This window comes from Streptomyces sp. NPDC026062 (genome assembly GCF_055568375.1).
This window is the reverse complement of the sequence record NZ_JBVHOQ010000058.1, coordinates 1-21,390: the sequence shown is the minus strand read 5'-3', so window position 1 is coordinate 21,390 and position 21,390 is coordinate 1. Positions and strand designations below refer to the sequence as shown.

Annotated in this window: 12 protein-coding genes and 1 pseudogene; 4 read left to right on the top strand and 9 right to left on the bottom strand. The window is 71.6% G+C overall.

Annotated features, from left to right (window positions below; all coding sequences use genetic code 11):
• Positions 1 to 194: 194 nt before the first annotated feature.
• The 3 genes from ACZ4LX_RS34355 (at position 195) to ACZ4LX_RS34345 (ending at position 4,058) form a co-directional block, all read left to right on the top strand.
• Complete coding sequence (locus tag ACZ4LX_RS34355; RefSeq protein ID WP_467651187.1) at positions 195 to 1,646, top strand: NDP-hexose 2,3-dehydratase family protein; 1,452 nt, start codon at positions 195 to 197, stop codon at positions 1,644 to 1,646.
• A 70-nt stretch (positions 1,647 to 1,716) separates the two neighbouring features.
• Positions 1,717 to 2,484: a thioesterase II family protein gene (locus ACZ4LX_RS34350; protein WP_467651186.1), complete on the top strand. Its 768-nt coding sequence runs from the start codon at positions 1,717 to 1,719 to the stop codon at positions 2,482 to 2,484.
• A gap of 56 nt (positions 2,485 to 2,540) precedes the next feature.
• Complete coding sequence (locus ACZ4LX_RS34345; RefSeq protein WP_467651185.1) at positions 2,541 to 4,058, top strand: FAD-binding oxidoreductase; 1,518 nt, start codon at positions 2,541 to 2,543, stop codon at positions 4,056 to 4,058.
• A gap of 58 nt (positions 4,059 to 4,116) precedes the next feature.
• Here the strand turns inward: ACZ4LX_RS34345 and ACZ4LX_RS34340 are convergent, their stop codons facing one another.
• Together ACZ4LX_RS34340 and ACZ4LX_RS34335 are read right to left on the bottom strand one after the other, a co-directional pair.
• A complete protein-coding gene (locus ACZ4LX_RS34340) occupies positions 4,117 to 5,364 on the bottom strand; it encodes a nucleotide disphospho-sugar-binding domain-containing protein (protein WP_467651184.1) in 1,248 nt (415 codons plus the stop codon).
• A 40-nt stretch (positions 5,365 to 5,404) separates the two neighbouring features.
• Complete coding sequence (locus ACZ4LX_RS34335) at positions 5,405 to 6,607, bottom strand: nucleotide disphospho-sugar-binding domain-containing protein (protein ID WP_467651183.1); 1,203 nt, start codon at positions 6,605 to 6,607, stop codon at positions 5,405 to 5,407.
• 156 nt (positions 6,608 to 6,763) lie between these two features.
• Between ACZ4LX_RS34335 and ACZ4LX_RS34330 the strand changes: the two genes are divergently transcribed.
• Positions 6,764 to 7,363 (top strand): TetR/AcrR family transcriptional regulator, encoded by a 600-nt coding sequence (locus tag ACZ4LX_RS34330; protein ID WP_467651182.1) that lies wholly within the window; start codon positions 6,764 to 6,766, stop codon positions 7,361 to 7,363.
• Between the two features lie 136 nt (positions 7,364 to 7,499).
• On the opposite strand, the gene ACZ4LX_RS34325 is transcribed toward ACZ4LX_RS34330, so the two are convergent.
• The 7 genes and pseudogenes from ACZ4LX_RS34325 to ACZ4LX_RS34295 form a co-directional block, all read right to left on the bottom strand.
• The gene (locus ACZ4LX_RS34325; protein ID WP_467651181.1) at positions 7,500 to 9,353 is read right to left on the bottom strand and encodes a 2-oxo acid dehydrogenase subunit E2; all 1,854 of its coding nucleotides are present in this window, start codon (positions 9,351 to 9,353) and stop codon (positions 7,500 to 7,502) included.
• Positions 9,350 to 9,577, bottom strand: coding sequence for a phosphopantetheine-binding protein (locus ACZ4LX_RS34320; protein ID WP_467651180.1), 228 nt, complete (start codon positions 9,575 to 9,577; stop codon positions 9,350 to 9,352). The genes ACZ4LX_RS34325 and ACZ4LX_RS34320 overlap by 4 nt, the downstream gene beginning before the upstream one ends.
• The gene (locus tag ACZ4LX_RS34315; RefSeq protein ID WP_467651179.1) at positions 9,574 to 11,439 is read right to left on the bottom strand and encodes an HAD-IIIC family phosphatase; all 1,866 of its coding nucleotides are present in this window, start codon (positions 11,437 to 11,439) and stop codon (positions 9,574 to 9,576) included. Before ACZ4LX_RS34315 ends, ACZ4LX_RS34320 begins: the two co-directional genes overlap by 4 nt.
• Positions 11,436 to 12,464, bottom strand: a complete 1,029-nt coding sequence (locus tag ACZ4LX_RS34310; protein WP_467651178.1) for a 3-oxoacyl-ACP synthase III family protein — start codon at positions 12,462 to 12,464, stop codon at positions 11,436 to 11,438. The genes ACZ4LX_RS34315 and ACZ4LX_RS34310 overlap by 4 nt, the downstream gene beginning before the upstream one ends.
• A gap of 70 nt (positions 12,465 to 12,534) precedes the next feature.
• Positions 12,535 to 14,004 carry an FAD-dependent monooxygenase gene (locus tag ACZ4LX_RS34305; protein WP_467651177.1) on the bottom strand — a complete coding sequence of 490 codons (1,470 nt, stop codon included), beginning with the start codon at positions 14,002 to 14,004 and terminating at the stop codon, positions 12,535 to 12,537.
• Between the two features lie 96 nt (positions 14,005 to 14,100).
• Positions 14,101 to 18,558 (bottom strand): annotated as a pseudogene (locus tag ACZ4LX_RS34300) (type I polyketide synthase); the annotation flags it as partial.
• A gap of 48 nt (positions 18,559 to 18,606) precedes the next feature.
• Positions 18,607 to 21,390, bottom strand: a 2,784-nt coding sequence (locus tag ACZ4LX_RS34295; protein ID WP_467651176.1) for a type I polyketide synthase, incomplete at its 5' end; no start/stop codon positions are given.

The window sequence follows — 21,390 nt, the reverse complement described above, 5'->3', positions numbered from 1 at the left end:
ACTCGCTGCTTACGGCGGACTTGGTCCGTTCTAAATCCGTCGGTCCAAAGGGATGTCACGCACCGTCAAAAGAGACCCTGAGAAATTTAGGCGCAGTTTATTGAGGGGCAGCAGAATATGTCCGGCCGAGATGTGAACTCCGTGCGAGTAGAGCTCGCTCCCAGGAGAGCAGCGGTTTCAGGGAAGGGCGAGTAATGAGTGGCATCCTCAGCCGGCCGGGCCCGTCGGCCGGCATCCTTTCCGACGGGGCTCGTCTCCTGCGGTCGGGCCTGGCCACCGGCGGGGTGGCGACGACGAACGAGCAGTTCGCCGTGTGGCTCGCCCGGTGCGAGGAGACCGCGCGGACACGGGTCGACCAAGTTCCGTTCGCGGAACTGAAGGGGTGGCACCTCACCGAGGGGAACGGCACCCTGGCGCACGACAGCGGCAAGTTCTTCAGTGTCGAGGGCGTGGACGTCACCCGGGGCGGGTCACGTCCGCTGTCCTGGCAGCAGCCGCTCATCAACCAGCCCGAGGTCGGCATTCTCGGCCTGCTTGCCAAGGAATTCGACGGCGTCCTGCACTTTCTGATGCAGGCCAAGGTCGAACCGGGCAACCGCCGGCAGCTCCAGCTCTCCCCGACGGTGCAGGCCACCAGGAGCAACTACACCAAGGTGCACGGCGGGGCGTCCACGCCGTACCTGGAGCACTTCCTGCGGCCCAGCCGCGGCCGGGTCGTCGCCGATGTGCTGCTGTCCGAGCAAGGCGTCTGGTTCCTGGGAAAGCGCAACCGCAACATGGTCGTCGAGACCACGGCCGAGGTGCCCGTCCGCGACAACTTCTGCTGGCTGACCTTCGGGCAGATCCGGCGGCTGATGGCCGAGCCGAACCTGATCAACATGGACTCCCGGACGGTGCTCGCCTGCCTGCCCATGGCGATGTCCGGCTGGCCCGACGCCATGCCGGACGACGCTCCCGACCCGGCGTTCGCCGCCGGTCTGCGCCGGTCGTTCCAGGCGGGGGAGCGGGAGGCGCGCCACACCTCCGTCGAGATACGCAGCTGGCTCAATGACGTGCGCACCGAGACGGACGTACACCTGGAACGTGTCCCGCTGTCCGCACTGCGGGACTGGCGGGTGTCGGAGCACGACATCGCCCACCGGGAGGGAAAACACTTCAAGGTCATCGGTGTCTCGGTGGAGAGCGGCCAGCGTGAGGTCACTTCCTGGTCCCAGCCCCTGCTGGCCCCCTGCGGCACCGGTGTCGTCGCCTTTTTGACCGCGCGCCTGGACGGGGTGCTGCACATCCTCATGCGGGCCTCGGTCGAGCCGGGCTTCCTGGACGTCGTCGAACTCGGCCCCACCGTCCAGTGCAGCCCGGTCAACTACGCCGACGAGCCGCCCGAACGGCGCCCCCGATTCCTCGACCACGTACTCACGGCGACCGGCAACGTCCGCTACGACGTGGAGCTTTCGGAGGAGGGCGGAAGGTTCTACCACGCGGAATGCCGCTACATGGTGGTCGAATGCGACGACATCGAGGCCGTCGAACCCCATCCCGACTTCCGCTGGATGACCGTCCGCCAGATCTTGGCGCTGCGGCTGCATTCCCACTACCTCAACGTCCAGACACGGAGCCTCCTGGCATGTCTCGGTTCGCTCTGGTAGACCCGGACGGCCCGAACCGGCACCGCACTGCTGACCAACGCCGAAGCGACAAGGAAGAAGAGGCCAACGGATGACGGGCTCCGCCGTGAACAGCGCCCTCTGGTACAGGAGGTTCGTGCCGGAGTCCCAGGAGGCTCCGGTACGGCTGGTGTGCCTTCCGCACGCGGGCGGTTCGGCGACGTACTTCCTTCCGTTCGCCCATGCCCTCGGCGCCCGCGTGGACGTGCTCGCCGTGCAGTACCCCGGACGCCAGGACCGGCGCAAAGAGCCGTGCATCGACGAGATGGGCGCCCTGGCCGACGCGGCCTTCGAGGCCCTGCGCCCCCACCTCGACCGGCCGGTGGCCCTGTTCGGGCACAGCATGGGGGCGACGCTCGGGTTCGAGCTGATGCGCCGGATCGAGACCGTTCCCGAAGCGGAACCCGTCCGGCTGTTCGCCTCCGGGCGACGCGCACCCGCACGGCCGGGGGGCCGGCTGGTCCACCTCCTCGACGACGACGAACTCCTCACGGAACTGGCCGGCCTCGATGGCACCGACGCCCGCGTCCTGGGCGACGAGGAGATCATGCGTTCGGCACTGCCCGCCATCCGCGCCGACTACAAGGCCGCGGAAACCTACCGGCTGACCCAGGACGTACGGCTGGGCTGCCCGATCACGGCCCTCGCCGGAGCGAGCGACCCCAAAGTCACGCTCGACGACGCGCGTGCGTGGCAACAGCACACGGCGGCCGGGTTCGAGATGCGTGTCTACCGGGGCGGACATTTCTTCCTGGCGGACCACCGGGAGGCGATCGTGCGTCTGGTCACCGAGCACCTCAATGCCCAAGCACGGATTTAGCACCCCTGCCCATACTGCTGAGTGCCACTCAAACCGAACGCAGTATGGGGGAATGCGTGTCTACCCGCAGAACAGTGCTGAAGCACGGACTCGCCGCGCTGGCCACAGCCGGCCTCGGGGTCGTGGGGGCAGAAGGCAGCGCCCTGGCGCTGACCTCCGAATGGGACCGGCTCGACAGACGGCTGACCGGGCGTCTGGTACTGCCGTCCCACAGTGACTACGACCTGGCCAAGCAGTTGCACCGGGCGACGTTCGACGCCGTCCGCCCGGCCGGCGTCGCCTATTGCGAGACCGTCGACGACGTACGGACATGCCTGTCCTTCGCCCAGTACAACAACGTTCCCGCGGTCGCGCGCAGCGGAGGACACAGCTACGGCGGGTACTCCACCACCCAGGGCCTGGTCATCGACGTGTCCAGGCTGAACGGGATCAAGGTCGGCGAGCGGACCACGACCGTGGGTCCCGGCGCCCAGCTCACCGATCTCGTCGATGCCGCCGGCGCGCACGGGGTGAGCCTCGCGTCCGGAATCTGCCCGACCGTGGCGATGGGCGGATACCTTCAGGGAGGCGGCATCGGGTGGCAGACCCGGGCACTGGGCCTGGGCTGCGACTCGCTGGAATCCGTCCAGGTCGTGCTCGCCGACGGCAGAGTCGTCAACTGCTCCGAGCGGGAATCCCCGGATCTGTTCTGGGCGCTGCGTGGGGGCGGGGGCGGCAACTTCGGCGTCGTCACCCGCTACCAGCGACGCAACAGCGTGACTCCCCGGATGGTCAACTACACGCTGGCCTGGAACTGGGATCACGTCAAGGACGTGGTGGAGGGCTGGCAGCGATGGCTGCCCGGCGCGCCACGGGAGCTGGGCGGCCGTTGCCTGCTCGGTCTCCTCAACGCCGCCCCCGACGGCACCCCGCTCCTCATCACCGACGGCACCTTCCTCGGTTCGCCCGAGGACCTCGAACCGCACCTGGACGCCCTCATCTCGGCGATCGGCCGCGCCCCGGCCGGCCGCGACGTGCAGGACCTCGGGTACCGCGACGGCATGATGTCCTGGTTCAAGTGCTCGGACAAGACCGTCGCCCAGTGCCACCGGGTGGGGCAGAACCCCGAGGCCACCCTCCCCAGGGCCGGCTTCCAGGTCGACCGCTCACGCCTGTTCAAGAACGACATTCCCGCATCCGGGGTGGACGAGATCCTCAGCGCCTTCGACGCCGACCGCCGGGCCGGCCACATACGATTCGTCCACCTGTTCGCACTCGGCGGGGTCTCCTCCGACGTTCCGCGGACCGCGACCGCCTATGTGCACAGGGACGCCCGGTTCTCCGTGGACTGGGCGACGGTGCTTCCCCCGGTGATGGACAACGAGCAGGAACGGACCGCGGCCCGCGCGTGGATCAACCGGGCCTTCTCCGTCACCGACCGGTACTCGGCCCACGAGACCTACCAGAACTACATCGACCCCGACCTGCAGGACTGGCAGCAGGCGTACTACGCCGAGAACTATCCGCGGCTCGTCCGGGCGAAGCACACCTTTGACCCGCACGGGTTCTTCGACTTCGCGCAGAGCATAGGCTGACAGGGAAACGCGCGGGCCGGCCCCGGCCCGCGCGCCCCCCTTCTGCTGCCCGCAGCGCTCAGACCAGTTGCTCCAGGGAGCGGACGACGGCGGCCGGCGCAGGCATGCCGGCTATCTCCGCGCGCACCTTCTCGGCTGCCGCCCGGCAGGTCTGCTCCGTCAGGACCCGGGTGACCGCCGCACCGACCTCGAACGCACCCGTCACGGCCGCGTCGAGCGTGATGTTGGCACCGCTGGCAGCGAAGTTCGCGGCGTTGAAAGGGTTGTCGGCCGTCTGCGGCATCATCACCTGAGGAAGGCCGTGGCAGGCAGCGGTCAACAGCGAACTGGTACCGCCCTGGTGGACGATGGCGTCACAGGTCGACATGAACAGATGCAGCGGAATGTTCTCGGCCACACGGGCATTGGCGGGCAGCGCACCGAGCTTCGCCCGGTCATCGGCGCTGATCGCGAGCACGGTCTCGACGTCGAGACCGGCGAGCCCCTCCACGACCCGCGGCAGCATGAACGCCTCGTCACCGGCGAGCGCGGCGGAGGAGGTGCCCCAGGTGACACACACCCGGGGACGGCCGGGGCGGTCGAGTACCCAGTCCGGGGCCGCGGCGGCACCGTTGTACGGGATGAACCTCATGGGCAGCCGCCCGCTCAGCCCGGGGAACTGCAGGCTGGTGGGCCAGGGGTCGACGGTGCGGACCGGATAGTCGTTGCGGACCTCTGCCCCGTAGTGGTCGTACAGCTCAGCAAGGCCCGTGGGCCACTCGGCGCGGACATCGCCGCCGCCGGCCCGCCCCTGCAACGGCTGACTGACCATGCGCATCACGTCGGGACCCCAGGTCTGCCGCACCAGCGGCACCCCATGGAGCGCCGAGACCAGCGGGGCCGCGAACACCATCGAGTCGGTGATCAGCAGGTCCGGCCGCCAGCGCTCGGTGAACCGCAGCAGACCGGGCGCCATCCGGGCGGCGGCCTCGACCAGCGGGGCCATGGCAGCGTCCCGCAGCCCGGCGTGCTCGTCGGAGGGGAGTTCCTCGGCCTCGGCCGTGCTCGCCAGGCCGCTGTCGGCCCACTGGCTGGCCGGTGCCTCGATCACACGCCGGCCGCCGCGCGAGCGCAGCACACCGTCCATGATCTCGTAGCCGTGACCGACCTCGACCGACGGCAGTCCCACATCGATGATCGCTCGGCTCAGTTCGGGTTGCGCGGCCACCCGCACGTCGTGCCCGGCCGCCCGGAAGGCCCAGGCCAGCGGCACCATGTGGAAGAGAGGAGTGGTCGTGGCGGCGACGGGAGTGAACAGGATGCGCAAGGGTTTCCTTAGGCTGGGACGCTGAGCGGCCAGTGGCTCGTCAGCGCGCGACGAGGTTCTCAAGGGTGTGGACGACCTCGGAGGGCGCGGGCATCTTGGCGATCTCCTCACGCATCCGTTGGGCGGCCGTCCGGATCGCCTCATCCGTGCAGGCGGTGGTCACGGCGGACGCGATGGCATCGGCGTCCACCGTCGCGGCCTCCAGAACAATGGCGGAGCCGCCGCCGGCAAAGGCGAGCGAGATCATCGGCGTCTCCGCCGTCTCCGGAATGAGCACCTGCGGCACCCCGAGATGAGCGGCCGTCAGCACGGATCCGGCCCCGCCCTGATTGACGATCGCCGAACAGCTCGGCAGCAGCAGGTTGATGGGCAGGTTCTCCGCGACCCGCACATTGCCGGGCAGCTCACCCAGGAGCGCCCGGTCGGCGGGGGAGACCGCGACCACCAGTTCTATGTCGAGCGGGTGCAGTGCGCCCACGACGCGCGGCAGAAGACCGCGATCGCCGCCCAGGACGCTGTTGGTCGTTCCCCACGTGACACACACCCGGGGACGCCCGGCAGGCTCCAGGACCCACTCCGGGACCGTGCCCGCCCCGTTGTAGGGAACAAAGCGCTCGGGTATGCGGCCGTCGGGACGGCCGAACTGCTTGAGGCCGGGCGGCCAGGGATCGACGGTGCGCAGCGGGTAGTCGTTGCGCACCTCGACCTTGTACCGGTCGAACAGCTCGCCCAGTCCGGTGGGCCACGCCTCGCGCTCGGTACCGTCGAAGGGCTGCCCCTGCAACGGGTGGCCGTAGATGATGTCGGGCCCCCAGATCTTCCGCACCAGCGGGATGTCCAGCGCTGCCGCGACCAGGGGAGCGGCCATCACGATCGGGTCGGTGACCACCAGGTCGGGACGCCAGCGCTCGGCGAACGACATGAGACCGGGCGCCATCCTCGTCGCCAGCTCGACCACGGGCGCGAACCGCTCGTCCCGCAGACGTCTCTTCTCCCCGGGGGACATCGCCTCCAGCTGCGCCGGGCTGAAACGGTTGCCACTGCGCAGCTCCACCATGCCACCCATGAAGTCGTACCCTTCCCCGACCTCCACAGCGGGCAGCCCCATCCCGATGGTCGTCGAAGTGAGCGCGGGCTGCGAAGCCACGCGCACGTCGTGACCCGCCGTCCGGAAAGCCCATATCAGCGGAGCCTGGTGGTACAGATGGGTCTTGGAGGGCAAAGGAGTGAACAGGATGCGCACGACGTACCTCCGTGGGCGGCTGGCGCTGATTCACCCAGTCCACCCCACCCCCCTAAAAGGGGGCTGAAAACACACACCGCTCCGGCCGCGGACCAGGTGCGTCGCCGACGACGCGGGGACCGGCGCATGGCGCATGCCCTGTGCGATGCTGGGGCGGTGTCACCAACGGTTCGCGAGAGCAAGACAGCCGCCGTGCGCCGGGCGGTCAGCGAAGCCGCGCTCAGCCTGGCGGTCGAGTGCGGATGGGAGAACGTCAGGGTCGAGGACATCGCGGCCAGGGCCGGGATGTCCACGCGCTCCTTCAGCAACTACTTCCGCAGCAAGAACGAAGCGATCTACGCGGTCGACCTCGACCGGTCGGCGGCGATCCAGGGCTACCTGCGGGAACGCCCGAGCGACGAGCCGCTGTGGGCCGCGGTCGTCAACGCCACGCTGGGCGCCCTCACGGCGGGGGACACACGCGACCAGAGCCTGGTGAGCAAGGTACGGCTCGCCGTGGCGGCCTCCCCGCTGGGAGGCGAGTACCTCAAGGTGCACGCAGTACGGGAGGCGGCGCTCGCGGCGGGCATCGCCGAACGGCTCGGCGTGGACGCCGACACCGACATCTACCCCCGGCTGATGGCCGCGACCGTGGTCGGCGCGGTCCGGGTGGCGATCGAGTTCTGGATCGAGTCAGGACAGGACACACCGCTGTCGGACTCGATCCGCCTCGCACTGGAGAAGACCTCCGCCGGCCTCCCCGAACCGGCCAGGTGAACCACCGTCTCCCCGGACCGGCTGCCTTTCCGGACCGGCCGGGTGAACCGCCCGGCCTCCCCGGAAAGGCCGGGTGAACCACCCGGCCGGTCCGGACCGGCGGCCCCGGCAAGGAGGCCGCCGGCCCACGGCGGTATCAGCCCGCCGGAGAGGCACGCAGCCGGGCCAGGCGGTAGAGCAGACCGATGACCAAGGACATCGGAGCCTTCCCGCCCACCGTCCGCAGCAGCGCCCGGATCAGCCACAGCTGCGTCTCCGCGGCGTGGGACGGAGCCCCGTGCACGTCGTCGTGCGTGAGGATCCCGATGTCGCGGACGTGCTCGCGCAGCAGCGCGACATCCGACCCCGGAATGATCTCGTCGCGCGCGCTGGCGACGTAGCGGACCGGGATGTCCAGCGCCCGCAGCTCCTCGGGCCGCAGCGCCCACTCCCGTATCCGGTCGAGAACGTCCTGCGGCTTCTCACCCGTCAGATGCGCCAGGGTGTCCACGGTGAGTTTCGGCAGGCCCGCCTGCCACTCCCGGTCCGAGAAGAAGTCGTGAACGGGCGCCCCGGCCGTGAGCACCGCTCTGATCCTGCTGTCCTCCAGCGCGCAGCGCAGCGCCAGGTGCCCGCTGAAACTCAGCGCCAGCACATGCGAGTTCGCCGTGTCGGCCCGGTCGCCCACATGGTCCAGGAGACCGGACAGCATCTTCCAGCTGTCCTTGTCGTACGGCAGCGTGTTCTCGCCCACTCCGGGCATCTCGGTGATGACCCCGGCCATACCGAGCCGGCGGATGGCCGCCAGCGTCGGTGCCCACGCCTCCTTGACCGTCACGATGCCACCGCTGACAACCATCACCGGCCGCCGCACACCGTCCGACAGACCGGTCGCCCACGCCACGACACGCCCGGCCGGGAGATCGACCTCCAGCCGCTCGATGTCCTTGTCCGCGCGGCGCCACTCATCGAACGTCCGGACGGTCTCCTGCTGCGCCCGGCGCCGGGCGGAGCCGTCCACGAACGGGAACCGGGCCATGGCGTAGTGCCGGCAGGAGTCCAGCAGCTGCCCCTGACGCTCCAGCTCCTGTGCGGACCGGGACCACTGGGCCGTCCACGAGCCGTCACCGTCGGCATCGGTACGGATACGTGCCAGGACGTCCTCGTGGCCGGAGATCTTCTGACCCTTGGTATGGGCCAGCACGAACTGCTTGAGCTCGCCCACGTCGTTGGTGCCCGCATCCTCCGAGGGCGCGTCGTCCTGGAAATCCTCCAGGGCCTTCCTGATGTCCGTGAGCAGGTCCGCGGCCTCGGCGCCGTCGATCACACGGTGGTCGAAGGTGAGGTTCAGCCGCATGACGGGCGCGACCACCGCCACGCCGTCGCGCGCCACGGGCCGGTCCGCGATCCGGCCGAGACCCAGCGTCACGGTGGTCCCGCCGGTGGAGTGGAACCCGTCCACCGCGCTGTGCGACAGCGAGGTGACCGCGAACGAACCGATGGCGGCGGCCCGGGTACGCAGCGGACGCACATGCGACCGGTAGGCCGCACCGCCGACCAGCAGGGGCAGCCGCTGGATCAGCCGGGCCCCGGCGAACTCCGGGAGCTGCTCGGCGTCACCGCGCGCGTAGTGGTCGACCTGCCGCTGGATCTCTTCCAGGCCGGTGACCTGGACATGCGGGAGGACGGCCGACAGCACCACACGCTGCCCGTTCACGGTGTGGTCCATCGTGAACTTGCCGTACACCGAGGCGAACCGTGCGATCCTCGGGCGGAAACCGCCGCGGATCGCGGCGTTGGCCTCCGGGTGGGCTGCCAGGGCCCGGCCCGCCGCGTACAGCACGTAGCTCACCCAGGAGTAGTGACGGCCGGCCTCACGGGCCTTCGCCCGGTGGGCCCTGATCCGGCTCATGTCCACCTCGGTGTCGAGGTGGACCGGCGCGAACCCCCTGATCTCCCGCAGGAAGTACAGCGTGGGTCGCCGCTCCTTGGCGAGCGGCCCGATCGTCATGCCCGCACCGCCACTTCGTGGATCTTGTGGAGGCTCTCGGCCTCCAGCACGTCCGGCAGCGAGATGGACCGCCCGGTCTGCCGTTCCAGGGCCGTGAGCAGGGACAGCAGGTGCAGCGAGTCCCAGCCGGGGACCTGGTCGAGCGGCACGTCCGCATGCTCGGGCCCCACGGCCAGCCCGATTTCTTCGCGGACCAGGACCAGGAAATCGTCGATGGTGGTCAACGGCTGTCCTCCAGAGACTCGGTGAACCGGATGTGCGTGGGCGGCGTGGGCAGGCCGGCGGAGCCGGACAGGTCGTACCGGAAGGTGAGGACACCGTCCTTGTCGGCGGCCAGGGTGAAGCCGTTGGCGGGGTAGAAGTCCCGCACCGCCGAGTTCTTGGGGCCGGGCCGGTAGACCGCTTCGACGGCGCGTGCCCCGCAGGCCTTCGCCTCGGCCAGCACCGCGCTCAGGCACGCTGTCTCGATGCCGCGGGAGAACACCCGGCAGCTGAGGACGAAGTTGTCGATGTGTACGGTGTCGCCCGCTTCGCGCGTGAAGACCACCCCGACCATGCCGTTGTCACCGAAGCGGTCCCCGGAGTGGATGCCCAGGACACGCGTGCCAGGACCGGCGGCCGCCTCCCGCACCTGCGGCGGCCGGCACCGCAGCACCGTCGTGTTGAACTGGTTGGTCCGCAGGGTGAGTTGTGCCGCCCGGGGAATCTCTGCCTCGGTCACCGGCGAGAGCCGCACCCGCACGTCGAGCTCGCGCAGGTAGTCGGCGACCGAGTCGAACGAGGTGAGGAAGGTGTGCCGGTCCTTCTCCTCACGGTACCGGGAGGGGCGCGCACGGTCCTCCGCGTTCAGCTCACGGGTGTCGAACCACCCGTCGCGCAGCAGCCGTTCGATGTGCCGGGCGGGTTCCTCGTCCAGCCGGACGACCGCCACGTCAGGCAGCGAGTGCCGGACGAGCCCGCACTCGTAGGCGCTGTCATCGGTGAAGACGAAGGAGTCCGCACCGAGGTTCAGGTCCTGCGCGAGAGCGCGGAGATTGTCCGGCTTGGCCCGCCAGTTGGCCGCCACCTGGACGAAATCACCGGGACGCAGCGCCATACCGGGGTGCTCGCGAAGCGCCTCCTCGACCGGCCCGGGGTCGTTCTTGCTCGCCACGGCCAGCAGGACACCCTGGGAACCGAGCTGCCTGACCACGTTCTGGAAGGCGGTGAACGCCTCCCCGCGCAGCCCTTCGCCGGCCTCGATGCCCTCCTGCCCGTCGTCGCCCAGCACCCCGCCCCACAGAGTGCCGTCCAGGTCACAGACCAGCACCTTCTTGGTACGCCCCGTCAGATGACGGGCCAGATGGCCGACCTCGCGCGCGTACCGGGCCAGCAGGGCGGGTGACAGGCCGGTCTTGGCGTAGCGGCCGAGCCGGGCGTCCTCGGCGGGCACGCCCTCGGCCAGCAGCGGATCCAGGTCCAGTGTGATCACCGAGGCGATCTCCTCGCCCAGCTCCAGCAGCCGGATGTTCGCCGAGCGCCACGCCGCGCCGAGCCGGCCGCGCGAGCGGTGGTCGACGAGCTGGGCGGTGAACCGCCGGGGCAGCGGGAGGGTGTTGAGCACCAGCGTGGCGCCGGCCCGCCCGTCGAAGGCGGCCGCGAGGTCCCGCACCCTGGAGACCGTGGCCTCCAGGGCCCGTTCCACGTCCTGGGCCGTCCACGGCACCGGGACCTCGTCGAACACCATGTCGGGGTCCAGCACGCACAGGGCGAGATCCGGACCGGCCTCGTAGAACGCGCTCTTCGGATCACCGAGGTCGAAGACGTAGGCGTCGAAGTCGGACAGGTGCGACCGCATGAGCAGCCCGTGCCGGGCCAGCTCCGCGGTGAGCGGAGCGATCAGCGGCCCGAGCGTGCGGTGCCCGGTGACCGCGACCCCGAGCACCGGGGTGGACGGGTGCGCCTGCAGCACCTCGTCGGGATCGAGCCGGGCGAGCAGCCGCCCGGCTCTGTCCAGCTCCTCGCCGTCGAGATCGGCCAGCAGGCCTCGGACCAGCGGATAGGAGGCAGCGAGCTGCCCCGACCCGTGCAGCTGTGACAGTGTCACGCGCCCACCTTCTCCAGCGCGTAACCCGCCTTGATCCACTTACTGGACTCGATCGCGACGCCCACCGCGCGGTCACCGGCCGTCATGCGCGGCAGCAGCCGCTCCAGCTGGAAGAACGGCAGCGCGTTACCGGTGTTGCCGGTCTCCCGGACACAGCTGACCTGCTGGGCGTCCGGCACGTCGAGCCGGGCATGGATCGCGTCGGTCATGCGCCCCGACAGCTGCGGCGGCAGCACGTAGTCCAGTTCGCCCCGGTCCCAGTCCAGCGCCTGGAGCATCTCGTCCAGCACCTCGACGGCCATCGGCGGAACCGCGTCCTGGACCGCCTTGTAGTCCTCGACCGCGGCGGGCCGGTCCAGATGGCGGTCGGCCCCGCCGAACCAGTTCAGGGTCTGGCCGGGCTTCCGCCCGAGCCCGACACACCGCACCCGGGTCCTGAGCAGCTCGACCCCGTGCGGACCCGGCCCGGTGCCGAGCACGGCCGCCCCGGCACCGTCGCCGAACAGCACCCCGTTGACCTGCTCGTCGGGTGGCAGCGAGCTGACGTCCACCGACAGGTCGAGGTGCTTGGCACAGGAATCGGCGCCGATCACCAGCGCGGTGTGGTGCTCGCCGGACCCCAGCAGCCGACGGGCCACGTCCAGAGCCTGGATCGCGCCCGCACATCCCGACTGGAGCTGGTAGGTGGCCACGTCGTCGATGCCCAGCCGGTCGGCGACGACATTGACCGTGGCCGGCATGAGCATGTCGGGCGATGAGGTGCCCATGACGACAAGATCCACGTCGCGCGGCGCGGTCCCGGCGGCCGCGAGCGCCCGCTCCCCGGCCGTCGTGGCCAGATCGGCGAGCGAGAACTGGACCTCTCCGGAGGCCAGGTCGACCGAGTAGTGCCGGGCCGGGGTGTCGATGAAGGACTCCACCCACTGCTCCCACACGGAAGGCAGGCCGAACTTCCTGGCCAGGGACGCGATGCCTATGGGCGGGCCGGGCAGCACTGTCCCGGCCGAATGAAGGTAGACGTTCATGCCTCGTCCTCTGTTCGGCTGCCGGGACCATGCTGCGCGCCACGGCTTAAGCAGCCCTAAGTGATCACTTCTATGCGTGGGCCGGGGCCCCGAAGTACGCCGTGAGGGTCTCGGTGAGACCGCCACCTCCCTCCCCGGGCCGCGCGGCCCACACGACACGGCCGTCCGGCCTGAGCAGGGCCGCTTCGGCATCGACACCGGGAAGCGGCTTCGTACGCACCAGGGACACCCGGTCGGTCCAGCCGGTCAGGTCGAGACCGCCGTCCCCGGGGGCGTCGCTCAGATCGAGCAGGACACCGCAGCCGGACGCCCACACCCCGGCCAGCTCGGGAACGGCCTGGACCGCGGCGGCCACCCCCGGAATCCGGCGGCCCAGCAACGGATGCGTGCCATCCCCCTCGACGGGAACACGGGTGTCGGTGCCCCCGACCATCCTGACGACGTACTCATTGACGTCCGGGAACCGCACGAGCTCCGCGAACACCTCGCGCAGCTCCGTCAGCGGATGGAGCAGCGCGACCTGCGCGCGGGCCGTCATGCACGCCCGCTGGGCGACCGGACGGCGTTCGCTCTCGTAGGTGTCGAGCAGCCCCCGCGGCGCGGACCCGGCGAGGTCGGCAGCGAGCTTCCAGCCGAGGTTCACCGCGTCGTCCATACCGGTACTGAGCGCCTGCCCGCCCAGCGGGAAGTGGGTGTGAGCCCCCTCGCCCGCCAGAAAGACACGCCCCGCGCGGTAGCGCTCGGCCACCCGCGTCACATCGAACCACCGCGCCGACCAGGACGGTTCGTCGCCGGTGAACTCCACACCGGCCAGGCGGTGCACGGCGGCCCGGATCTCGGACAGCGAAGGAGCACCGGTCCGGCTCGGAGGCTCGACACCGAACTCACCGGTCAGCACCCGCACCGTCCCGGGGCCGATCGGGCTCACCGCGAACACACCGGCGGGATACTCTTTCGCCCCCATGTGCTGGTTCAGAACACTGTCCGGCTCGACGGAGAAGTCGCAGACCGTCCCGTGGAAGGGCCGCTCCTCTCCCGCGAACTCGATACCGGCCGCCTGGCGGACCACACTGTCCACACCGTCGCAGCCCGCCAGATAACGGCCACGCACCGTCGCCTCACCGCCGGGACCCTCCAGACGGACATCGACCCCGTCCGCATCCTGGACCACACCGCGCACCCGGTGCCCGAAGCGCACATCGGCACCGAGCGAACGCGCACGTTCGAGGAGGTGGTGGATCAGACGCGAGTGCGGCATCGCGAAGTTGTACGGGTACCGGCCGGCGAGCTGCGCCGGGTCCAGCCAGATGTGCGCGAAGTGCGCCATGGGGAACTCGAAACCGTCGGCGCGGCACGCGTCCATCAGCCCGCGCATCTCCAGCAGTTCGATGACTCCGCCGTTGACGGCCACGCCCGGCGCGTGCGCGTCCGGTTCGAAGCGGCCTTCCAGCACGAGGACCTCCGTGCCCGCGAGGCGGAGCTCACAGGCGAGCATGAGTCCGACGGGTCCGGCGCCGACGATGACGACGTCGTGAAGCATATGAATGTCCCCCTGGGGAGTCGGTGGTCGGTGAGGACCGGGTACGGGTGGGTCTGCGGGTGGGACAGGATCCGGAAACGTGTTCCGGCACCCGCCCTAGGAATCGGGGCGCATGGACGCGGCGAGCCGGGCGGGGGTCGGGTGGTCGAAGATCTGCTGCGGTGACACATCCAGGCCCGCCGCGCGCATCCGGGTGCTCAGTTCGAGCGCGGCGAAGGACGACAGGCCGAGGGCGAACAGGTCGGCGTCCGGGTCGAGGGTGTCGTCCGGTCCGACGCCCAGAACGTCGCAGGCCGCGGCAGACACGCTCTGCAGAAGGATCGCGGTCTGCTCGTCCGGGCCGGCGCAGGCGAGCCGGTCCAGGAGCGTCCCCTGCGGCCCGCCGGACGAGGCGGCGCCGGCGTCGGCGAATCCGGGCAGCTCCCCGAACAGCCGGACAGAGCGGAGCCACGGAGCGGCCTTCGGGTCGAACTCGGCCACCGTCACCGCCCCGAGGCTGGCCCGGGACGCCAGCGCCAGCGCCTCCACCGCCGCGTCCAGGGCCGGCACCCCGAACCCCAGCCACAGCCCGGGACCGCCTCGCTCCCGGCGCCGGCGCACCAGCGTCTCCAGGAACGCGTGGGCCGGCACCGTGTCACCGGACCCCGGTTCCATGAGGGCGCCCGCGCCGGAGGCGCACACCACGAAGGCCGACAGATCGAGATGCGCGGTGACCTCGTCGACCACGGCGGCCTGCGCGGCTCCCGCCGGAGCGGATTCGGCGACATGCACCACCGCGACGGGCGGTGCCTCACGGACCAGACGTGCGAGCGCGTGGCGGTCGGCCGGGTCGCACACGGCCGGCGTCACCTCGGTCCCGAGCTCCGCCAGCTCCTTGCACAACAAGGTGACCCCCGCCGGGTCCTCGTGCGCGGCGACGGGCAGGAGGACCCGCTCGGCGCCGCGTTCGGCCAGCCAGCGGGCGATGTGCCCGCCCAGGACTGTCGTACCGCCGGTGAGAAGCACCGTCCCCTCCGGCCGCCAGCCGGGCAGGCCGCTGTCGTCGGGCAGGGTGACGCGCACCAGCCGCGCGGTGAACAGCCCTGCCCCGCGGATCGCGAGGACGTCGTCGGCGGGCGGCACACGGAACATCTCGACGAGCCGCCGCCGGGCCGGTCCGTCCAGCTCGCCGGGGAGGTCCAGCAGCCTGATCCCACGGCGCGGGTGCTCCAGGGCCAGCGCCTGCCCCAGGCCCCAGGCCACGGCCTGCTCCGGGTCCGCGGGCGGGTCGAGCCGCCCCACCGTCACGGCGCCACTGGTCAGCACCCAGAGCGGGGCGCTGATCCCGGCCAGCGCCAGCGCCCCCGGCAGCGCGGCGGCCGGCGCCCGCAGCGACACGACGGCGGCCACGTCCATCCCGCCGGGGACCGCGTCACGTATGACCGCGGCGAGACCGTCCTCACCCGCGGCGGACACCGGCAGGACGACACGCAGGGCCGCCTCGCCCACCGCGTCGATCACCTGCGCCGCCAGTCCGCCACCGTCCCCGTCCCCGGTGACCAGCACGACGCAGCGCCCGCCGGGGCGCGCCCCGGCGACAGGGCGCGCCCCGGCCAGGGGGCGCCACGCCATGGTGTGGTGCCACCGCGCCCGGCGCCGCTGCACGGCCAGCGCGGGCAGCAGCGAGGACAGGGAGTCACGTTGCCCGGCCGACAGCCGGAGCATCCCGCTGAGCGAGGCGACGTCCTGGTCCTCGACCGCCGACCAGAACCGGGACTCCAGGGACGAAACCCGCCCCGCGTCGCCACCGGCGGAACCACCGGTGGCGGGATTGAGCCAGTAACCGCGGTGCTGGAACGGATAGTTCGGCAGCGCGACGCGAGCCGCGCCCGAGCCCTCGAACTGGGCCGCCCAGTCGACCCGGTGACCCGCCGCGTGGACCTTGGCCACGGCCACGAGCACGTTCTGCGGTTCCGGACGCCTGGCGTTCATCAAAGGCGCCAGCGTCACGGCCCGCACCCCATCGCCCTCCTCACGCAGGCACTCCCGCACCATCGCGGTCAGTGCGGTGTCGGGGCCGACCTCCAGAAAACAACTCACCCCCGCGGAGCGCAGGGCACCGACACCGTCGGCGAACCGCACGGGCCGCCTGACGTGGTCCACCCAGTAGCCGGGGTCACGCATGGCGGCCGGATCCGCGATCCTGCCGGTGACGTTCGACACCAGCGGGATGGCCGGTTCGGCGAAGCTGACCTGCGAAGCGGTTTCGCGGAACTCGTCCAGGACATCGTCCATGTGCGGCGAGTGGAAGGCGTGGCTGACGGTGAGCCGCCGGACCCGGCGGCCCTGGGCCCGCCAGTGCTCGGCGACCGCCAGCACGGCATCGGTGTCCCCGGAGATCACGGTGGCGCGCGGCCCGTTCACCGCCGCGAGCGCGACCTCGCGCTCGCGGCCGGCCAGCGTCGCACACACCTCCTCCTCCGCGGCCTCCAGAGCGACCATGGCCCCGTCCGGACGGGCCCGCTGCATCGCCCGCGCACGGGCGGCGACGAGCGCGGCACTGTCGGCCAGATCGAGCATTCCGGCGGCGTGCGCGGCCACCAGCTCACCGACCGAATGCCCAAGAAGCACACCGGGCCGCAGCCCCCAGTGATCGAGCAGCCGCAACAGCGCCGTCTCCACGGCGAACACCGCGGGCTGCGCATACCGGGTCTGGTGCAGGAGACCGGCCTCCGGATCGTCCTTCGCCGCGAACATCAGGGCCTGGAGCGGCCGGTCGAGATACCGGTCGAACTCCGCGCACACCCCGGCCAGGGCATCGGCGAACACCGGATACGCGGCGGCCAGGGCCCGCCCCATGCCCGGCCGCTGGCTGCCCTGTCCGGTGAACAGGTACGCCAGCCCGCCCGGCTCGGCACCGGCCAGGCCCACCACCACATTGCCGGGCAGCAGATCACCCTGGGCCAGCGCCTCCAGACCCCGCGTCAGCTCGGCCCCGTCCGAGCCTACGACCACCGCACGGTGCTCCAGGGCGGCCCGCGTGGTCGCGCTGGAGTACGCGACGTCCAGCGGACGCGGGCCCGGTCCGCCGCCGAGCCGCGCGCCCAGATCACGCGCCGCGTCGCGCAACGCGCCCTCGGTGCGCGCCGAGACGAGCACCGGAACGGGGCGGGCCGGGGCCCGGAGCGGCGCCGCCCCGGGAACGTCCTGGGGCGCCTCCTCCACGATGACGTGGGCGTTGGTCCCGCTGACACCGAACGAGGAGACACCCGCGCGGCGGGGCCGGCCGAGTCCGGGCCAGTCGCGGTTCTCGGTGAGCAGCGCGACGCTTCCCGCACTCCAGTCGACATGCGGGGACGGCTCGGCCGCGTGCAGCGTCGCCGGCAGCGTCCCGTGCCGGATGGCCTCCACCATCTTGATCACCCCGGCCACCCCGGCGGCCCCCTGGGTGTGACCGATGTTCGACTTGACCGAGCCGATCCACAGCGGCCGGCCGGCGGGACGGTCCTGGCCGTAGGCGGCGATGAGCGCCTGCGCCTCGATCGGATCCCCCAGGACGGTGCCGGTGCCGTGTCCCTCCACCACGTCCACGTCCGACGGCGTGAGCAGGCCCTCGGCCAGAGCCTGCCGGATCACCCGCTGCTGGGACGGGCCGTTCGGCGCGGTCAGCCCGTTGCTGGCACCGTCCTGGTTGACCGCGGACCCGCGCAGCACCGCGAGCACCGGGTGGCCGTTGCGCTGCGCGTCGCAGAGCCGTTCGAGCAGCAGCAGCCCGACACCCTCACCCCAGCCGGTGCCGTCGGCGCCCGCGGCGAACGACTTGCAGCGGCCGTCCGGCGCCAGCCCCCGCTGCCTGCTGAAGTCCACGAACACCCCGGGTGTCGCCATGACGGTGACCCCGCCCGCCAGCGCCAGCTCACAGTCCCCTGCCCGCAGCGCACGAGCCGCCAGGTGCATGGCCACCAGCGAGGACGAGCAGGCGGTGTCGACGGTGACGGCCGGCCCCTCCAGCCCCAGGGTGTAGGCGATCCGCCCGGACGCCACACTGGTCGCGCTGCCGGTGCCCAGATACCCCTCGAACCCCTCCGGCGTGTGCTCCATGAGCCGGGCGCCGTAATCGTCGTACATGACCCCGGCGAACACACCCGTACGGCTCCCGCGCAGCGAGCCGGGGTCGATGCCCGCGTTCTCGAAGGCCTCCCAGCTGGTTTCCAGCAGCAGCCGGTGCTGCGGGTCCATCGCCAGCGCCTCGCGCGGGCTGATCCCGAAGAACGCGGGATCGAAGTCGGCGGCGTCGTAGAGGAACCCGCCCTCACGGGTGTAACAGGTGCCTTCCCGCTCCGGATCCGGGTCGTACAGCGCCTCCAGGTCCCAGCCCCGGCCGGCCGGGAACGACGAGACCGCGTCCCCGCCCTCCACGACGAGCCGCCACAGGTCCTGCGGGGACCGGACGTTGCCCGGATACCGGCAGCTCATCGCGACGATGGCGATCGGCTCCCGCTGGGCGGCCTCGACGTCGTCGAGCCGCTGCCGGGTCTTCTGCAGCTCCGCGGTCGTCCAGCGGAGGTACTCAGTGAGCTTCTCGTGCTTGTCCATGCAGCCAGTCCTCCTAGGCGCGCCGTGTCATCGTTCGTCCAGCCCGGCGAGACCGAGCTCCTCGTCGAGCGCGTCGAACAGCTCGTCGTCGCTCACCGACGCCAGGTCGTCGTCGGCGGGCGTGTCCCGCGCCGTCCGGGACTCGGTGACCCGCAGCAGCAGCGCCCGCAGCCGGGCTTCGAGCCGATCGCGCCCCTCGTCGTCCAGATCGGTCCCGGCCACAGCCGTTTCCAGGCGCTCCAGCTCGGGCTGCAGCACCCCTGCCCCCGTCCCGCCCCCGCCGTCGAAGTACTCGCTCAGATGGTTCGCGATCGCGGTGGCGGAGGGGTGGTCGAAGACCAGCGTGGTCGCGAGCCGGAGGCCGGTGGCGGCCGACAGCCGGTTGCGCAGCACGACGGCGGTCAGCGAGTCGAACCCCAGCTCCTTGAGCGCCTGCCCCGGAGCGACGTCGGCGGCGGACTCGTGCCCCAGCGTGGCCGCGATGTGCCCGCGCACCAGGTCGAGCAGCGCCTGGACGCGGCGCTTGCCGTCCAGCCCGCGCAGCCGCCCGGCCAGTGCCGCTCCGCCCGCGTCCGCCTGCCGCACCCGGCCCGGGGCGAGCCGCTCGAAGAGCACGGGGAGCGTCCCGTCCTGAGCGTGCCGCCGCACCGCGCCCCGGTCGATCCGTGTCAGGACGAGGTGCGGATGGCCGGCGTCGCGGAGGCAGGCGTCGAACAGCGCCAGCGCGTCGTTGACGGCGAGCGGCCGCAGACCGGTCGTGCTGAGCCGGTCGACGTCGCCCTCGGTCAGCGCGCCGGTCATCTCGCTGCTGTCCCTCCACAGTCCCCAGGCGAGACTGACCGCCGGACGGCCCTCGGCGCGGCGGTGGTGGGCGAGCGCGTCGAGGTAGGTGTTGGCGGCGGCGTAGTTCGCCTGTCCGGGCGTGCCGAGGGTTCCGGCGGCGGAGGAGAACAGGACGAACGCGGCCAGGCCGGCGTCCGCGGTCAGCTCGTGCAGATGCCAGGCGGCGTCGATCTTGGGCCGGAGCGTGGTGAGCAGCTGCTCGGGCGTCAGGTTGGTGACGGTCGCGTCATCGAGCACGCCGGCGGTGTGGACGACGGCGGTCAGCGGGTGCTCGCCGGGGATGCCCTTGACCACGGCACCCAGCTCGTCGCGGTCCGCGGCGTCACAGGCGGCGATGCCGACGTGGGCACCGAGTCCGGTGAGCTCGTCGCGGAGCTCTTCGGCTCCGGGCGCCTGGGCGCCGCGGCGGCTGAGCAGCAGCAGGTGCCGGACGCCGTGCCGGGTGACCAGGTGCCGGGCGATGTGGGCGGCGAGGGTGCCGGTACCGCCGGTGATCAGGACGGTTCCGTCCGGATCGAGGGCCGTCTCGGCCCGGCCCTCGGAGACGGGCACGAGACGCGGGACCAGGCAGCGGCCGTTGCGGAGGACGAGCTGGTCCTCGCCCGTCGCGACCGCCGTGCGGACGGCCGCGTCCACGGCATCCAGGGACGCCTGAGTACGGTCGTGGTCCAGCAGCACCAGACGGCCGGGGTGTTCGTTCTGGGCGGCACGGACCAGGCCCCAGACGGTGGCGGCGGGCAGGTCCGTGACCGCGTCGCCGGGCCCCGCGGCCACCGCGCCACAGCTGAGCACGACCAGCCGGGTGCCGGCGGCCTGCTCCTGAGCGAGCCACTGCTGGACCGCCCGCAGCGTCCGCAGCGCGGTGGAGTGCGCCGCCTCGGGCCCGGTCCCGGACGCGGCTGCCACGGTCAGTGTCTCCACCTCGGGCACCTCTGCCGGACCGGCCGGGGCGGCGGGCTCCGTCCACTCCAGAGCGAGCGGCGAGTGGAGCGGCCCGCCCGACGGGAGCGCCAGATCCGCCTCGGTGAGCGGCCGGGTGGTGAGCGAACCGATCGTCAGGAAAGGCAGGCCCGTCCCGTCGAGGGCGCTGAGGGAAACACCGCCGTCACCGCGGGCGGCCAGCCGGACAGAGGCCCGGGTGGCACCGGTGGTGTGCAGGCGGACGTCGGCGCACCGCAGCGGGAGCAGCGCCGCCTTCGACGACTGAGCCAGCGCACCGTCCAGGGCGGCGGCCAGCAGCGCCGGATGGAAGCCGAACCCGTCCGCGCCGACGTCGTCCAACAGAGCTGTACGGACCTGGACGTCGCCGTCGCCGGGCGCGGAGAACGAGCGGACGCTGTGGAACACCCCGTCGTGGTCGTACCCTGCCGCGCTGAGCTGCTCCGCCAGCTGTTCGAGGTCACCGTCGCCCGCGTGCTCCGGTGCGGTGGCGATGCCCTGTCCGGCCGCGGCCGTGCCGGGTGATGAGTTCAGCACGCCGCTCGCGCGGCGTGTCCAGGCACCCGCCGCCCGGGTGTGCACGCTGACCGTGTGGTTGCCGTCGTCGTCCGCGCCGGAGATCTGCACGCGCAGGTCCACACCGCCCTCCTCGGGCAGGACGACCGGTGTGTCCAGTGTCAGTTCTTCCAGGTGATCCAGGCCGAGCAGCTCTCCCGTGGACAGCACCAGGTCGAGGACCGCGACGGACGGGAGGACTGGCCTGTCCTCCAGCCGGTATCCGGCCAGCCACGCATGTGTGCCCGTCCCGATGCGTCCGCTCGCCACCAGGCCCTGTCCTTCGGGCAGTTCGACGATCGTGGCGAGCAGCGGATGTGATGCCTCGTCCAGCCCCGCCGACACCACGTCCTCGGTGCCGGGCCCGGCTGTGGCGTCCAGCCAGTAGTGGTGGTGTTGGAAGGGGTAGGTGGGGAGGGGGGTGTGGGGTTGGGGTTGGGTGGGTTGGGTGGTGGGCCAGTTGATGGTGATGTT

Excerpts from the sequence above, each read along its gene's own strand:
- ACZ4LX_RS34350 (WP_467651186.1), top strand. The coding sequence starts at position 1,717 with ATGACGGGCTCCGCCGTGAACAGCGCCCTCTGGTACAGGAGGTTCGTG.
- ACZ4LX_RS34305 (WP_467651177.1), bottom strand. The coding sequence starts at position 14,004 with ATGCTTCACGACGTCGTCATCGTCGGCGCCGGACCCGTCGGACTCATG.
- ACZ4LX_RS34310 (WP_467651178.1), bottom strand. The coding sequence starts at position 12,464 with ATGAACGTCTACCTTCATTCGGCCGGGACAGTGCTGCCCGGCCCGCCC.
- ACZ4LX_RS34355 (WP_467651187.1), top strand. The coding sequence starts at position 195 with ATGAGTGGCATCCTCAGCCGGCCGGGCCCGTCGGCCGGCATCCTTTCC.
- ACZ4LX_RS34325 (WP_467651181.1), bottom strand. The coding sequence starts at position 9,353 with ATGACGATCGGGCCGCTCGCCAAGGAGCGGCGACCCACGCTGTACTTC.